This is a genomic window from Termitidicoccus mucosus (assembly GCF_038725785.1).
Lineage (GTDB): Bacteria > Verrucomicrobiota > Verrucomicrobiia > Opitutales > Opitutaceae > Termitidicoccus > Termitidicoccus mucosus.
On record NZ_CP109796.1, the window covers coordinates 2,064,763 to 2,080,946 of the forward strand.

Genomic DNA, 16,184 nt, shown 5'->3' on the forward strand with positions numbered 1-16,184 from the left:
AATCCAACCAGACCCTCCGCCGCCGCCAGCACCGGCACTATGGAACGCGGGCGGCCCGCCCGCACTGAAGCGGACAAGCTGTCCGCGCTCCATACCGCTCCCGATCCTGGCGCCACTGCCATCCTTGAACTTCGCGTGCGCAATCATCCCGGCGTCATGTCGCACATCACGGGACTTTTCGCGCGCCGCGCGTTCAACCTCGAGGCGATTCTCTGCGCGCCCATCGGCGACGGCAGGGAAAGCCGCATGCTGCTGCTCGTCGCCGACACGCCGCGACTCGAACAAATCGAGCGTCAGGCCGCCAAGCTCCACGACGTGCTGGCGGTCCGCCACCGGACCGACCTGGAGCCGGCCGTTTTCGCAATTCCGTCCGGCGCGGAATGAGCTCCATGCAAAGGAGCGCGGGCATTCCTGCCCGCGAGAGGAAATCTCAAATTCCGAAATCCCAAATCCCAAAAAAATTCCAATAATCAAAAGGCCAAAATCCCAAAGAGGGCGCTCCCGCGCCGGTGATTCTTTGGAATTTGGGATTTCGGAATTTGGGATTTCCCCGCCGCGCGGGGCTTACGACAGGATCATTTCCTTCACTGATTTCCCGGCGGGAATCATCGGGAGCACGTGCTCGCTGTGCGGGACGACCACGTCGAGAAGATACGGGCCATCGTGGTCAAGCATCTCCTGAATGGCTTCGCGCAACTCGGCCTTCTTGATCACGCGGCGGCCTTTCACGCCAAAACCCGCGGCGATTTGCGCGAAGTCAGGATAGAGACCGGGGATGTTGTGAGGTCCCCCGATGTTGTCGGCGTCGCCCAGGATGGTCTGGCCGCGCACGCTTTGATAAAAACGATCCTCCCACTGCGTCACCATGCCGAGGTGCTGGTTGTTCAGGATCATGGCCTTCGCGGCAATGTTTTCTATCTTCGCCATGGCGAGCTCCTGAATGTTCATCATGAACGAGCCGTCGCCGTCGATGTCGATGACCTGGCGGTCGGGACAGGCGACTTTCGCGCCGAGCGCGGCGGGATAACCAAAGCCCATCGCGCCAAGGCCGAGCGAACTGATGAGGCGGCGCGGCTCGTCAAAGGTGTAGAATTGCGCGGCCCACATCTGGTGCTGGCCGACGCCGGTTGCGATGATGGCCTCGCCCTTGGTGAGTTCGTAGAGCGCGTGGATGGCCTCCTGCGGAAGGATGTGCTGGCTTTCGCCGTAACTGAAGGGGTGCTGCTTTTTCCACTCGGCGATGCGCGGGAGCCAGTCGCCGGTGTCTGGGGCGGTGAACTTTTTCGCGACGATGAGCTTGTTCAGGCGCGCGAGGGCGTCCTTGAGGTCGGCGCAGACGGGATAATGGACGCGTTTGTTTTTGTTGTGCTCGGCGGCGTCGATGTCGAGGTGGACGATTTGCGCGTGCGGCGCGAAGCGGTTGGTGTCGCCGGTGATGCGGTCGTCGAAACGCGCGCCGAAGGCGAGAAGCAGGTCGGATTCATCGACGGCCCAGTTGCCGGCGGCGGAGCCGTGCATGCCGAACCAGCGCATGGAGAGCGGATGATTTTCGGGGAACGCGCCCACGCCCATGAGCGTGGTGGCGACGGGAATGCCGGTCTTTTCGGCAAAGGCGCGGAGTTCCTTGTGCGCCTCGGCGGAGATGACGCCGCCGCCGACGTAGAGCACGGGTTTGCGCGCGGCGGAGACGAGCGAGAGGATGTGCTGGAGCTGCCCGTCGGTGGCGGTCTGCCGGAGGCTGATGAGCGGGTTGCGGAACGACGTGGCGGCGGGAAACACCGGCGTGACGGCGGCCTGCTGCACGTCCTTCGGGATGTCGATGACGACCGGGCCGGGGCGTCCGCTACGCGCGAGGTGAAACGCCTCTTTGAAGACGCGCGGCAGGTCGGCGGCGTCGAGCACGAGGTAGGAGTGCTTCACGATGGGCAGCGTCATGCCGAAGAAATCGGTCTCCTGAAACGCGCTCTTGCCGATGTATTTCGAATACACCTGCCCGGTGATGGCGACGAGCGGGATGGAATCCATGAACGCGTCGGCGATGGCGGAGACCAGGTTGGTCGCGCCGGGGCCGCTGGTGGCCATGCACACGCCGACCTTGCCGGAGGCGCGCGCGTAGCCCTCGGCGGCGAACGCGCCGCCCTGCTCATGGCGCGGGAGGACGACGCGGATGTCTTTCGTGCGGGCGAGCGCCTGGTGCAGTTCGAGCGAGGCGCCGCCGGGATAGGCGAAAATGACATCGACGTTCTCCCTGACAAGGCACTCCACGACACAATCGGCGCCGTTCATCTGGCGGGCGGGACGGGTGGCGGGCTTGGCGGATTTCGCGGCGGCTTTCGCTTCGGCGGCGGCGGAACGTCTGGCGGTCTTTTTCATGGGTGGAATTGCTCGCTGAAAAGGTTCAGACAATGCGTTTGCCCGCGGGCGAGGCAAGCGCGGAAAGGGCCGCTGCGCGGCCAGTTTAAGTTTGAAGTTTAAGTTTAGGGACAGGCAGCCGGCCTGTTTCCTTAAACTTAAACTTTTAACCTAAACTTCGCTTCAAGCCGCCAAGTAGGGCAGCTTTTCGCGGAGGGCGAGGACGGCCTCGCGGCCTTCCATGAGCTCGCCGATGGCGTCCCAGCGGCCGTGCACCAGCGCATCGCGGGCGCTTTCGCGTTGCGTAACGGGAATCTTCTGGTCGCCGAAGCGGACTTCGAGTTTTTCCACGTCCACCGTGATTTCGAGTTGCGGGTTGGCGGCGATGGCGGCGGCGACCTTGGCGATGTCCTCGCGTTTCGCGTTCACGCAGGGAATGCCGAGCGTGGTGCTGTTGCCGAAGAAAATCTCGGCGAAGTTTTCCGCGATGACGGCGCGGAAGCCCGCCTTGTGGATGGCCTGCGGGGCGTGCTCGCGCGAGCTGCCGCAGCCGAAGTTCGCGCCGGAGAGGAGAATCGTCGCGCCCTTGTGCTCGGGGCGGTCAATCGGGTGCGCCGGGACGACGGGTTTTCCGTCGGGCGTGTGGCGCACGTCGAAGAAAAGGTATTCGCCGAGTCCGTCGAAGGTGACGCACTTCATGAAGCGGGCCGGGATGATGCGGTCGGTGTCGATGTCGTTGCCGGGGACGTAAACGCCGCGGCCGGCGATCTGGGTGATTTTTGCGAGAGCCATGATGATAAATGAATAATTGGGTGAAACGTGACGGGTTGCGCGGAATGCGCGGCGGGGCCTTAGTTTTTGACCGCGAATATTTCGCGCACGTCGCTGACTTTGCCGGTGATGGCGGCGGCGGCGACCATGAGCGGGCTCATCAATATCGTCCGGCCCGTGATGCTACCCTGGCGGCCCTTGAAGTTGCGGTTCGAGGAACTGGCACAGATCTGGTCGCCGACGAGTTTGTCGGGGTTCATCGCGAGGCACATCGAGCAGCCCGCGCCGCGCCATTCGAAGCCGGCCTCGGTGAGGACCTTGTCGATGCCGAGCGATTCGCAGATTTTGCCGACGCCCTGCGAGCCGGGCACGGCGATGGCTTTCACGCCGGGCGCGACTTTTTTGCCCTTCACGAACTTCGCCACCTCCTGGAAATCGGAGAGGCGTCCGTTGGTGCAGGAGCCGAGGAAGGCGACGTTGATGGCGGTGCCCTTGATGGGCGCGCCGGGCTGGAGTTTCATGTAGGCGAGCGCCTCCTCGATGGAGGCTTTCTCGTCGGACGCCGCGGCCTTCGCGGGATCGGGAATGTTTTCGTTGATGGAAATGCCCTGGCCGGGATTGATGCCCCACGTGACGGTCGGGGCGATGTCGGCGGCGTTGATGACCACGACGTCGTCGTAGTGGCAGCCGGGGTCGGAGGCGAAGGATTTCCAGCGGGCGACGGCGGCGTCCCACGCGGCGCCCTTGGGCGCGTAGGGGCGGCCTTCGAGATACTTGAAGGTGGTCTCGTCGGGATTGACGTAGCCGACGCGCGCGCCGCCCTCGATGGACATGTTGCACACGGTCATGCGCTCCTCCATGGTGAAGGCGTCGAAGGTCGTGCCGGCGTACTCGTAGGCGTAGCCGGTGCCGCCGTTGACGCCGAGCGTGCGGATGATGTGCAGGATGACGTCCTTGGCGTAAACGCCGGGGCAGAGCTTGCCGTTGACCTCGATGCGGCGGACCTTGAGCGGCGAGAGCGCCATGGTCTGCGTGGCGAGGATGTCGCGGATCTGCGTGGTGCCGATGCCGAAGGCGACCGCGCCGAACGCGCCGTGCGTCGAGGTATGCGAGTCGCCGCAGGCGATGGTGGTGCCGGGCTGCGTGATGCCCTGCTCGGGGCCGACGATGTGCACGATGCCCTGCTTGCCGGTCGCGCGGTCGAAGAAGGTGATGCCGTTCGCTGCGCAATTCTTGCGGAGCTCGTCCATCATGGCCTGCGCGAGCGGGTCGGCATAGGGCTCGACGAGCTGGTCGGTGGGCACGATGTGGTCAACCGTCGCGAAGGTGCGATGCGGCATGAGCACTGGGAGTTTCAAGTCGCGCAGCATGCCGAAGGCCTGCGGGCTCGTCACCTCGTGGATGAGGTGCGTGCCGATGAGCAGTTGAGTCTGGCCGTTGGCCAGCTGGCGGACGGTGTGGGCGTCCCAGACTTTTTGGAATAATGATTTTGGCATAATCGTGATTGAGAGGCTTGTGGGTTTGAAGTTGCTCGTCATTCGTCCGCGCCGATCGGCGGCGGCCCGGGGGCCTTCCAGCCCGCGTAAACCGAAAAGCGGAACGAGTGGAAAAACTCGCCGACATGGACGAAGCCGCACTCCCGCAGCCACGCGAGCTGGTCGGCTACCGTGGCGCAGCGGTCGTTTTTCATGCGTTCGCGCGACGCCGCGATTTCCGCCTCGGAACTGCCGAGCCGCCGCGCGGTGTCGTAGTGGAGAAACGAATACAACGACTGCTGCCACCCGTCCGGCGCGAGCACCTGCTCGGCGTTGACGAAGAGGCCGCCCGGCGCGAGCGCGGCATGGACGCGGGCGAAAAGGGCGCGCTTGTCCGCGTCCTCCAGATGGTGGATCGCCAGCGCCGACATGACGACGTCGAACTCGCCCGGCGGCGGCGCGTCGCGAAAATCGGAGACCACGAAACGCGGCGCGGGCGCGAAATCCGCGAAGCGTTTCCGCGCCTGCGCCAGCATCGCCTCGGAGCCGTCCTGGAGCGTCAGCCCACCCGGGCGCACGCGCGCCGTCACCTGGGCCGAGACGATGCCCGTGCCCGCGCCGAGATCGAGCATGCTCGGATGCGCGGGCGCGGTGCGCGCCACGAGCTCCGCCACGGTGCCGTAGAAGGCATCGAAGCAAGGCACGAGGCGGCGGCGGCCCTCGTCGTAGGTGTTGGCATCCCAAGGCATGGCGCGGACAGGTCGATAGTTAAAAGCGGGGTGAGCTTACCATAAAGTTGCCTTAACAAAAAATACTCATTTAGTCGCGATTGATGCCGAACAAGTATCAGTTCCCCTACGAACTGCGCCACCTCGTTTATTTTCTGGAGGTGGCCAACCAGCTTCATTTCCGCCGCGCCGCCGAGTCGCTGTCCGTCGCGCAGCCCGCGCTCAGCCGCCAGATTGCGCAGCTCGAAAAGGCCCTCGGTGCCCCGCTTTTTCTCCGCACAAAGCGCCGCGTCGAGCTCACGCCCGCCGGGCGGGCCTTTGCCCGCCGCATCGAGCCGGTGCTGCGCTCGCTCGCCATCGCGGGCGGCGAACTCGGCGCGCTCATCCGCGGCGAGTCGGGCCACGTGCGCATCGCGTTCACCGGGCTGGCCATGGCAACCGTGCTGCCCGGCATCGTGCGCGAGTTCGGGCGGCGCTACCCGGGCATCCGACTGGAGTTGAACGAGTCGCCGACCTCCGCCCAGCTCGCCGCGCTCCATGCCGGCGAGCTCGGCTGCGGTTTTTTCCACCCCGACGCCACCGCGCCCGCCGGCCTGCGCACGCACATGCTGCTGCGCGAGCGCAACGGCATCCTGCTCCCCGCCGGCCATCCCCTCGCGCGCCGCGCCATGCTCAAGCTCCGCGACCTGGCCGACACGCCGCTGGTGCTTTTCCCGCGCAGCAACAACCCCGGTTTCTACGACCGCGTGCTCGCCGCGTGCGCGCGGGGCGGGATGACGCCGCGCATCGCCGAGGAGATCTGGCCGCGCGTCAACAGCATCGGCCTCGTGCGCGCGGGCGTGGGCGCGACCTTCATCACGCCGTCCGAGGCGCGCGACTTGCCGGCCGACGTGGTGTTTCGCCCGCTCACCGGCCACGCGCCGGAAAGCCGTCTCGTTCTCGGCTGGAAACCCGCGCCCGCGCCGGACGCGGCGCTGGCGGCGTTTTTGTCCGTGGCGACGGGCGGCGCGCAAGTCAAGGCATGACCGGATGACGAAGGGGAAAACGCGCCGCCGGCGTGCTAAATAGAACTAACAAGAAAAATTAAACCCATTATTGACATTAGGACTCATTAGCTTCTATCTGAAAAGCATGTTCTCAAAACAAAGAAAAATAATTATCGGGATTACAGCCGCCCTGCTGGCCGTGGTTGTCATTATGGTGGGAGGTGTTCTTACCAAATCAAAAGAGCCTGTTCGCGATGGGATTGCCAAGGGCACAGAACGCAAAACGGAGCAGATTCAACATGAATCAGAACAGGCTCTCACGGTAACAACCGTAAACCAATCGGCTGTCCATCTCTCAAACATCACAGGGGTGAAAATGCACGCGCCGGTATCGCCGCTGACTGACGTGGATTTTTTGATGACGTATTTGAAAGAAAACTACCCCGATCTGCCTGAAAAACAATATGACGCAATCGGCCGGTTCTACACCATGATGGTCAAGGAAAGGCTGATGCTGGAGGCGAGCATGGCCGTTGTCACAAAAAACGAAGCTGGTGACTCTGTGATTGAGATTGAACCCTACGCAAAGCAGGGCGCATCTATGCGCAATGCGTCTGTGGACGTCGTATTGCAGCTTGCCAATATAGCGAAAGACAGCCCCGAAGCTTCTGAGATCAGCGGGATAATTAAAAAGGGCAATTCGGGTTGGGGTGCGGACAAGCAAATCATGGTCGTGCGTCACTATCCCGAAAACAACCGTTACAGTATCGAACATACCCGGATATTTGCACCAACTGAAATTGGGTCGGGAAGTTCCACATTACGGAGCGAGTTTCCAGAAGGTAGGCTCAGCGACTATACCTACATCATTTCTCAACTCAACTAACCCCTGTCCCTTTCTACTGTATGAAAACCCTTACTAATGCAATTTTTGCTGCTGCCGTCGTATTCATATATTCTTTTGCACAGGCCCAGACAATAACGGTTCAACCTGAAATCTCTGTTAATTTAGCAAATGAAATGGGAAAGGAAATATGCAACAGCTTTCCACAATGGAACACGCATCCAGTGCTTTATAATTTCCTTGATAATCACGTTCCGCGCACGGCAACCTTCACCGGATTCAATTCATCCACTGGTCTGCCAACAGGACCCGGCACATCCGGCTCAGTAATTCAGAATTATACTCTCACCCGTGGCACTGACGGCAATTTTGGGTTTCAGGCTGGCAGCAGTTTTCTATCCATTAACGGATCGCAAGGCTGGTCAGAAAGCACCTCAATGAATTATGGAGTGTCAATAACTTGGTCATCTTATGTCAATACGGCTGGCGAAGTCATGTGGAGCATGGATGTATCTGTAAACGGGACAACAAATCACACCGATTTTGGAGCGGGGCCTGGCAGCATACCTTTGCTTGCAGAATGGTTAACCCCATACCAATACGACATCAGCAATGACGGACCTCCTCCCAACCCGTGGGGTTTTTCAGATAATGAACCCAATGATAATGACATGGGCACATTAGTCATAACAGACGCCTATAATTTCCATGGATTATTTACGGCTGCATGTGCTGACGGAGAACTTGAAAAATTCTTTAAGAATGTTGACAAGGAAGGTAACATATCTGGAACAAAGATAAAAAATGATGTAAGTTATAGAGACTTTAAACTTGTAAAAGCTATAGATTGGAATGACTGCTTATACTTTATCAAGTATCCATAACGCAGTGTAATCGCTGCATAGCAAGTTGCGCGTCGGCTCAAATCGTGGTAAAGTTCATAGTTTGACGAAAGCGCCACGGCACCGGCGGTGTAGAGCAAGTGGGGCCCAATATAGTAAAAGCGTCCCCGCCTCACACGAACTTCCGCCGGCTGATCACCAGTTCCTGACGGCGCGCGTCGGCCAGCAGCCAGAGCGCGCCCGCGCCGGACGCGCTTCCAGCGGGCGAGCCCCCCTGCCCCGCCAGCGCGGTGAAATCCGCCGCGCGAAAAACCCGCAGCGCGTCGCGCACCGGCGCGGCAAGGTTTGCCGCCGCTTCGCCCGCGAGTTCGTCGAAACAATCGCGTGGGCGGCCTCCGCCGTTTTGCAAACCTTCGCCCGCCAAGGCGGCTAGGTCGATTTCGTTGCCCTCGCGTCCGGGGAAAAGCGCGAAGTAGAGCATGTTCATCTCCACCAGCTCGCCAAAAAAATGCGTGCCCAACGAGATGTCCGGCGTGAGGTGCTCGCTCATGACCGCCAGCTCGCAGAGCACGGCGAAGTGGTTGATTTCGGAAAACCGCACCGGCACGCCGAGCCCCGGCGTCGTCGTGCCCCAGCGTCCGGGGCCGATGAGCATGGCCGCGCCGTCGCGCGCGGCGAGGGCGCGGTTGACATCGCCGATGGCGCGCGCGACCGCATGGCGGTTTTGTTCGTTGAGCGTGGAGTAGATTTCCGGGCGCACGTGCGCGATCCAGTCAACCGCATGCACGCGGCTGTGCCCGACCACCGCGCTTTTTGCGCGCAGAAAAACCTCCCCGGGCGCAGGCCGGGCGGGCGGCACGTCGGGATTGTGCGTGCCCTGCACTTGCAACGGACGGCACTGGAGCAGATGCAGCCAGTGCCGCAACTCGCGCGTGGCCGGATCGCGCTCGAAGTTCACCGCAAACTCAATGTCCACCGGCCGCGCGTAGGCTTTCTCCAGCGCCTGCAGCACCGCGCGCAAGTCCGCGACCAGCCCCTCCCGCGACGCGTCCGAAAGCAGCGGCTCGAAGGTGAGGAAACGCGCCTCGCGCCCGGTGCGTTCGTAGACCTCGTCGTCGCGCGTCGTGAGCAGCTCGACCGGTATGCCGGCCTCGCGCGCATCGTCCAGCAGCGTGCGGAACTCGCGCAACGCGGGGCGGTTTGCGGCGAGGTCGATCACATCGACGCGGCGCTGCGAATGGCGGAAAATATCGTCCGCGCCCGACTCAGGCCGGCGCAGCGGGGCGTTGAGCGCGACCACGCGCGTGTAGTCGTCGTCCACGCGCTCCACCGCTCGCGTGCCCAGCCCGTAAACCAGCCGCACCACGCCCGCCGCCGGGTCGATGGCCGGATGCCACGCGAAGGGATTGTAGGAAAAACCCACGCCCGCCAGATGCGGATAAAAGCATCCGCCCTGCATCGAACCGGTCACGCGCATCACCAGCAGCGCCATCTGTTCGTCGCGTTCGAGCAGCCCGTGACGCGCCCGGTAGCTCAACGCCTCGCGGCTCATCGCGCTCGCATAGACCGTGCGCACCGCGTCGAGAAACGCCTCCAGCCGCTCCTCGCGCGTGCCTTGGTTGGCGCAAAAAACGCTCTCGTATTTCCCGGCGAACGCGCGCCCGTAATTGTCCTCCAGCAACGACGACGAGCGCACGATGATGGGATACTGCCCGAAGTGATCGAGCACGTTGGCAAACTGCCGGACGATGTAATCCGGAAACCCGCCCGCGCGCACCCGCGCCTGCGCCTCGTCCACGCCGTCGAGAAACGTCCGCTGCGCGCGCTGACGCTCGCGCAGCGGCCAGAGACCGTTGCGCACGAGAAACGTATAGAACACGTCCGCCCCCACGTAAAACGAGTCGTGCTCCTCCAGCTTCGCCGCCACCTCCGGGCAATCCCGCGCGACGATGGCGCGCGCCAGCAGCATGCCGACGGTCTTGCCGCCGATGAGCCCCGTGCCGACGAGACGCCGCCGGATGGGCAGCAGGGTTTTGAGCGAAAAGCACGACTGCACGAGCGGCATGATGGCCTCGTCGCGCGAGATCATCATGCGCACAAACTGCGTCCAGATCTCCGGCCGCTCATCGTCGCCGGCGCGGGTCGCGGCCTCCTCGGCGCGCCGCCACAATTCCGCGCCATGCACCTCCGCATCCGCCGCCCAGTCCGGCCCGGCGTGCGCGATGGCGCGCGTGATTTCCGCGCTGCCGCGCACGATGTCGAACGCGCCTCCCGCCCCGCCCTCGCCCCAGGCGTGCAGCAGGCGCAGTCCGGGCGGTCGGCGGAACTGCGTCTTGAGCGGCCGCATGTAGAGGCGTCCCTCGTCGCCGAACACATCGAGAAACAACTGCGTGGTCGCGATGACCGGCTCGGTCGCGTCGCGCGAATGCCGCCCGCGCAGCAGCCCGAAATAGGCGATCGTCTCCAGCTCGAACAAATACGGGCAGGTGAGCATGAAGAAGTTGCCCAGCATCGCGTCGGAATACCAGTCCGTGGCCAGGTCGCTCAGGCAGTCGAACACGTAATAGGCCGCGAGCCCCACCGCGCCGATCCTCCCGCGTATCCGGTTAATGAATACCTCGAACCCGTCCTCCGGCCTCAGGACGACGGTTTCGCACGGGAAATCCTCCGGCAGCAGCCGCCCGTGCCGCGCGAAGCGGAAATAGATGAGCCGCCGTCCGTCGCGCGCCGCCGCCGCCGCAAACGGGGTGACAAACGACTGGTATTGCGCGATGGAGTCCACGTGCCAGACGATGTTGTCCCCCGCAAGAATGCCGCCCACCGCACGGTCAAACGCAGGCAGCCCCGACGTGTCGGGCGGTGTGTTCTGTTTCGGCATGGCGGAAAGGCTGCCGCCCGCCCGGGCCGGAGTCAGGCGGAAAGTTTCCGGCAAGAGCGCGCCGCCGGAATCTTTCTCTTTATTCTTTATCTTTCTCTTTCTCCCCTTCCCTGCCGTCCCCAGAAAAGTCCGCCGGGACGGAAGGAGGAAAGATAAAGAATAAAGAGAAAGAGGAAAGAGGGTGTGCCGAAATATGACATCGCGTCTGCAACTGAAACGCCCCCGTCCCCGGGCAAAATCGCCGAAGATTGCGATTCCCCCAAACGGCTTCTTCCCTTTCGCTTCACCTTTTCCATTTTCCACGTCACATGTCCGACTCCTCCGCCCATCGTTTTCCCTTCCTCCTGGCGATTCTCACGCTGTTCGCAGGCGTGGTCGTTTTCCCCTCGAAAGCCGCCGCGCAGTCGCGGACGAAAACCACCCGCGCGCCCGCCGTCGTCCCCTCCACCTACAAGGGGGCCATCGTGGTGAACGCCGCCAGCGGCGAAGTGCTTTTCGAGGACAACGCCGACTTCGTCTCCCCTCCGGCCAGCGTCACCAAGCTGATGACCTTCCTCATCGTGCATGACGCCATCAAGGCCGGCCGCATCAACCACGACACCCTCGTCACCGTCACGGCCGAGGACGCGCGCATCGGCGGCACGCAGGTCTGGCTCAAGCAGGGCGAGGTGTTCACCGTGGACGAGTTGCTCTACGCACTCATGATCCAGTCGGCCAATGACTGCGCGCACGCCCTCGCCCACGCCGCCGCCGCGGGCCGCGAGGAATTTGTCGCGCTCATGAACGCCCGCGCCCAATCGCTCGGCATGAAAAACACCACCTTCCGCACGCCGCACGGCCTGCCGCCCTCCAGCCGCCGCGACGCCGACGGCGATCTCACCACCCCGCGCGACCTCGCCTTGCTCAGCCTCGCGCTCATCCGTGAAACCGACGTCCTCAAATACACCTCCGTCCGCCTGCGCGAATTCGGCGCGCGCACCCGCCCCGAACCCGTCATGATGAAAAACCACAACAACCTCCTTCCCAAGGTCGCAGGCGTGGACGGCCTCAAGACCGGCTTCACGCAGAACGCCGGCTTCTGCCTCGCCGCCACCGCGCAGCGCAACGGCAACCGCCTCATCGTCGTCACCATGGGTAGCCCCGACTCGAAATCGCGCGACCTGAAAATCGCCAACCTGTTCGAGCACTATTTTGCAAAACTCCCCGCCTCGCCCATCTCCGCCGCGCCCGTGACATCGGCGACTCCCGCTTCGCCCTCGCAACCCGCCCGCACGCCGCCGCCCGCGCCCGAGAAACCCGCCGCCCCACCGCCGCAAAATGCGGGCACCCTGAATCCCGACGGGCCGGACATCCGTTTCTAGAAAGGCACGGCCTGCCTTGACACACCCACGCGCCGCCCTTTAATCAACCACCCTTTACACAACTCAAAACCGTCAAGTCACACGCCCATGCCCGCCGCCAACGACATTCGCAAAGGCCAAGTCATCAAGTTCAATAACGAGCCGCACCTCGTCATGGAAACCCAGCACCGCACGCCGGGCAACCTCCGAGCCTTCGTCCAGATCAAGATGCGCAACCTCCGCTACGGCAAGGCGCTCGACCAGCGTTTCGCGTCCACCGACACCATCGAGGTGCTCCCCACCGACAAGCGCACGCTCGAGTTCAGCTACGCCGACCGCGGCACCTACGCGTTCATCGACCCCGAGACATTTGACCAGATCGAGCTCAGCGAGCAGCAACTCGGCGACGCCAAGAACTACCTCGCGCCCGGCGGCAAGGTTGACATCCTCTTCGTGGACGGCAATCCGCTCAACGTCGAACTCCCCTCCGCCGTCGCGCTCAAGATCGCCGAAAGCGCCGATGGCATCAAGGGCGACACCGCCAGCAATGTCCAGAAACCCGCCACGCTCGAAACCGGGCTCGTCGTGCAGGTCCCGCTCTTCATCAAGGAAGGCGAAGTCATCCGCGTGAGCACCGCCGACGGCACCTATCTCGGCCGCAACTGAGCTTGTTGGCCAAAATTTTTTCGATCGAAGTCCGCGCCGCCGCGTGAGCGACTGGGAGCGCCGGCATCTTGCCGGCGCGAATCGGACGAATCCCCGAGGGAAACCGGAGATTTCATGAATAGGTTGCCACGTGAGGGCGGCAACCATCGATGAAACAAAAAAAATCCGCATTCACCATCAAGCCGTTCAAGAACCGCAACGGCGTGATTTCATTCCGCGTCGCCGGCTGGTTGCTCGGCGAGCGCATCCGTAAAAACTTTAAGACCCGCGAGGATGCCATTGCAGAGCGCGCCGCGCTCGAACTGCGCGTGCTCCAGTCGCAATCCAACCTTCGCGGCGCGAGCACGTTTTTGACCGAGGCGCAGTTGCGCGAGGCCGAGGCCGCGTTTCTCCGGCTGGAGAAGGCGCGGCGTCCGCTCACCTTCTACCTCGACTACGCGCTGGCCAATTACCGCGAGCCCGAGGCCGCGCTGAAAATCGCCGATGCCATCGAAACCTACATGAAGGCGCGCAAGGAGGACGTGCAACAGGCGTTGATAGGCAAACGGCAGTTGCGGAACATCCGGCTGGAGCTGACGGAGTTCCAGCGGCATTTTCCGACGCAGACGCTTGCGGAGGCGGGCACGGAGGCGTTGCACGCCTACATCCGGCGCGACAGTGGCTCGCTGAAGACGCAGAACAACCGGCGCGGCGTGCTGTGCGCGTTTTTCAACCACGCGGTGCGCAAGGAATGGGTGGGCGGCAACCCGGTGGCGAAAATCCCGCGCAACCGCATCGAGCACAATCGCGGCAGCGCCGAGGCGCTGACGGCGGAGCGCGCCGCGCAACTCATGGCGCACGTGGAGAGTGTCCACGGCGGGGCATTCGTGCCGTTTTTCGCGTTGTGCCTGTTCGCCGGCATCCGGCCCGAGGGGGAGATTTCCAAGCTGCCCGCCGCCGACGTGCGGCTGGAAAACGCCGCCATCACCATCGAGCCGTGGGTTTCCAAGGTGAACATGCGCCGGCTCATCACCATCCAGCCGAATCTTGCCGCGTGGCTCAAAGCCTATCCGCTGGACGAATACCCCGTTATTCCGCCCAAGGATAAAATGAAGAGCATCGCCAAAAAGCTCACGCGCATCCGCCAAAAATTCGGCGTCGGGCACGACGTGCTGCGGCACACGTTTATTTCGATGCACGTGGGAAAATTCCGTTCGATGGGCGACACGGCGTTGCAGGCGGGCAATTCGGAGAGCATCATCCGCCGCCATTACCTGAACGTGACCACCACGCAGGAGGCCGAGGCCTTCTTCGGGATTGCGCCGAAGAGGTCTCCGGCAGTGAAAACAGCGGCGACTGCGGAGGAGGCCGGCGCATCGCAGAGCACCGATATCACCGCAGCCGACGCGGGCGCGCCGCACCGCCTCGCGGCATAGCAGGCCGTCTCCCGAATCCATGCGCCTCCACCGCGCGGCGCGGGCGACCACCGCAAAGGCCGCTCGCGCCGCGCCTGCCGGCCTTTGCGCGCCCATGCGGGGAATCATCGCGGATACCCCGCCCGCGTTGACCGCGCAACAGCGACATGAAAACCATGCGAAACACCACACACACCATTGCCGCGCCCGCCATCACAGGCGCCGCCACTGCAAACAACACCGGCGCTCCCGCCGGTGTTCAACAGCCGCTCACCGACATCAACGGCCTGCGCCTGAGCGAGATTTTCCCCAAGGGGCGCGAGCCGTCCATCCGCACGCTGCGCGCGGGGACGCAGGAGCGCCGCATCCCGCACCACCGCCTCGGGCACTTTGTGTATTACGATCTCACGGAAGTCGAGGCGCACATCCGTGTAAAATTGTTCGTGCCGCCGCGCAACTGACGCGCGCGCGATGGGTCGCGACGCGAATTTCCCACATGTGGGAAATTTCCCCTCGTCCACCCAAAGGCGCGCCGGCATTTATAGTGTTTTCGTTTAACATTGGCGCGGCAGCGCCGGTAGGGCGAAGCCTCCGGCTGAGCCGCGGATCGGCGGGGACGCCTCGCCCTGCCATTTGGGCCAAGGTTGAGAGAAATTACTATATAATGCCGCCTGCCACAAAAACCGCCCGCAGGCCCTGCATCACGCAGGGCCTGTTTTGTTTTTCGAGATGAAACTCCGCCACGAGCAGGTTCTTGGTGTGCCACGAGCGGCGGCTTGTCGCCGCTTTTGATGGAGGTTTCGAGGGCGACCGCCCGCCGCAGGCCGCATGGCGGGCCATAATCCATTTTTGCCAATCAAATGAGTGCGGCGGACGCCGTCCGGGCTCTCCCAAATCCGCGCCCTGCGCCGCCGCCTGCCATCTGGCGATGCCTGCCCGGCGGTGAAAATGGCTTGCATGGACCACGGGTCTTAGTTATTTTTACCTAGTTTTTTATTTTTTTCCGCTATTTTCCCCGTTCGCCTCCGCTGTCATGTCTTCGCCTGCCGTTATAATGTTTTTTCCCTGTGCAGCCCATGCCTGCCGGGGCGGTGCCGCGGGCGGAATTAACCACGGATTACACGAATTATCACGAATAAGAGAAAGATTTGGGCATACCTGTAATCCGTGGTTAAATTTAATGGTTCGGTTTTTATGGCCACAAAGAGGCGCTCTACGAGGCGGAGCCGAGTGGTCTGACAAAGGCACAAGATTGAGTGATTTCTTGTGCTTCTTGTGCCTCTTTGCGGCTATTTTATTGGTTCGGATTTTATTTCACCACGGAGACACGGAGGACACGGAGTGCGGAGGGAGTTTTTTAATCAAAATCTCTTTCCTTCCTTCGTGGTCTCCTTGGGTAAATTTTTCGTTTAGATCATTCAAATTAGCGAGGAACCGTTTTTATAAACCGGCATCCGGTTCGCTTCGGCTAAAAACCTCTGCCGCCGGAGTCGAAAAAATTCGTAATTGCTTGAAAATAAGCTTGCATACGAAATACGAAATTTGTAAAAAGCTTCCAGCCTTCCAGCCTTCCAAGCCCTAATAACGTTTTTCAGGGACGTATTGTGTCCCGATGAAACAGCCCGGACATCCCCATGCGCCCGCTGCCGCGCCAGTGACTGGGAGCGCCGGCGGCCTGACGCGAGGTCAGGCCCTACAAGACGCTTTGTGCCCTTTGTGCCTTTGTGGTGGGAAAAAACCGAACCATTAAATTTAACCACGGATTTCACGGATGAACACGGATAAAACCAGCGATTTTCCAAGTCTTTCTCTTATCCGTGTATTCCGTGTAATCCGTGGTTAAAAAACCGAACCCTTTATTTGGACAGAATGAACAGAATGGAAAGGAATGAAGAAAAAGGAAAAACC

At 62.1% G+C, this 16,184-nt stretch carries 13 protein-coding genes; 8 read left to right on the forward strand and 5 right to left on the reverse strand.

Annotation, left to right across the window (positions count from 1 at the left end):
* The first annotated feature begins 39 nt into the window (after window positions 1-39).
* Complete coding sequence (locus tag OH491_RS07035; RefSeq protein WP_084442487.1) at window positions 40-384, forward strand: ACT domain-containing protein; 345 nt, start codon at window positions 40-42, stop codon at window positions 382-384.
* Between the two features lie 180 nt (window positions 385-564).
* On the opposite strand, the gene ilvB is transcribed toward OH491_RS07035, so the two are convergent.
* The 4 genes from ilvB to OH491_RS07055 form a co-directional block, all read right to left on the reverse strand.
* Complete coding sequence (ilvB, locus tag OH491_RS07040) at window positions 565-2,286, reverse strand: biosynthetic-type acetolactate synthase large subunit (protein ID WP_084442486.1); 1,722 nt, start codon at window positions 2,284-2,286, stop codon at window positions 565-567.
* A gap of 249 nt (window positions 2,287-2,535) precedes the next feature.
* Window positions 2,536-3,144: a 3-isopropylmalate dehydratase small subunit gene (gene leuD / locus OH491_RS07045; protein ID WP_068771713.1), complete on the reverse strand. Its 609-nt coding sequence runs from the start codon at window positions 3,142-3,144 to the stop codon at window positions 2,536-2,538.
* Window positions 3,145-3,203: 59 nt separating this feature from the next.
* Complete coding sequence (gene leuC, locus OH491_RS07050) at window positions 3,204-4,619, reverse strand: 3-isopropylmalate dehydratase large subunit (RefSeq protein WP_068771712.1); 1,416 nt, start codon at window positions 4,617-4,619, stop codon at window positions 3,204-3,206.
* Between the two features lie 38 nt (window positions 4,620-4,657).
* Window positions 4,658-5,347 (reverse strand): class I SAM-dependent methyltransferase, encoded by a 690-nt coding sequence (locus tag OH491_RS07055; protein WP_068771711.1) that lies wholly within the window; start codon window positions 5,345-5,347, stop codon window positions 4,658-4,660.
* 83 nt (window positions 5,348-5,430) lie between these two features.
* Here OH491_RS07055 and OH491_RS07060 point away from each other — a divergent pair, with 83 nt between their 5' ends.
* The 3 genes from OH491_RS07060 (at window position 5,431) to OH491_RS07070 (ending at window position 8,040) form a co-directional block, all read left to right on the forward strand.
* Window positions 5,431-6,351 (forward strand): LysR family transcriptional regulator, encoded by a 921-nt coding sequence (locus tag OH491_RS07060; protein ID WP_068771710.1) that lies wholly within the window; start codon window positions 5,431-5,433, stop codon window positions 6,349-6,351.
* A gap of 106 nt (window positions 6,352-6,457) precedes the next feature.
* Entirely contained in the window at window positions 6,458-7,198 is a 741-nt protein-coding gene (locus OH491_RS07065) for a hypothetical protein (RefSeq protein ID WP_342750931.1), read from the forward strand.
* A 20-nt stretch (window positions 7,199-7,218) separates the two neighbouring features.
* Window positions 7,219-8,040, forward strand: coding sequence for a hypothetical protein (locus tag OH491_RS07070; RefSeq protein WP_342750932.1), 822 nt, complete (start codon window positions 7,219-7,221; stop codon window positions 8,038-8,040).
* Window positions 8,041-8,170: 130 nt separating this feature from the next.
* Here OH491_RS07070 and OH491_RS07075 read toward each other — a convergent pair whose 3' ends face one another.
* A complete protein-coding gene (locus OH491_RS07075; RefSeq protein ID WP_084442485.1) occupies window positions 8,171-10,876 on the reverse strand; it encodes a PEP/pyruvate-binding domain-containing protein in 2,706 nt (901 codons plus the stop codon).
* A gap of 308 nt (window positions 10,877-11,184) precedes the next feature.
* Here OH491_RS07075 and OH491_RS07080 point away from each other — a divergent pair, with 308 nt between their 5' ends.
* From OH491_RS07080 to OH491_RS07095, 4 genes are all read left to right on the forward strand, one after another.
* The gene (locus OH491_RS07080) at window positions 11,185-12,237 is read left to right on the forward strand and encodes a D-alanyl-D-alanine carboxypeptidase family protein (protein ID WP_068771709.1); all 1,053 of its coding nucleotides are present in this window, start codon (window positions 11,185-11,187) and stop codon (window positions 12,235-12,237) included.
* 87 nt (window positions 12,238-12,324) lie between these two features.
* On the forward strand, window positions 12,325-12,882 hold the full coding sequence (gene efp, locus OH491_RS07085; RefSeq protein WP_068771708.1) for an elongation factor P: 558 nt from the start codon (window positions 12,325-12,327) through the stop codon (window positions 12,880-12,882).
* 149 nt (window positions 12,883-13,031) lie between these two features.
* Window positions 13,032-14,297 carry a tyrosine-type recombinase/integrase gene (locus OH491_RS07090; protein WP_068771707.1) on the forward strand — a complete coding sequence of 422 codons (1,266 nt, stop codon included), beginning with the start codon at window positions 13,032-13,034 and terminating at the stop codon, window positions 14,295-14,297.
* A 155-nt stretch (window positions 14,298-14,452) separates the two neighbouring features.
* The gene (locus OH491_RS07095) at window positions 14,453-14,737 is read left to right on the forward strand and encodes a hypothetical protein (protein WP_068771990.1); all 285 of its coding nucleotides are present in this window, start codon (window positions 14,453-14,455) and stop codon (window positions 14,735-14,737) included.
* The last annotated feature ends 1,447 nt before the right edge of the window (window positions 14,738-16,184 follow it).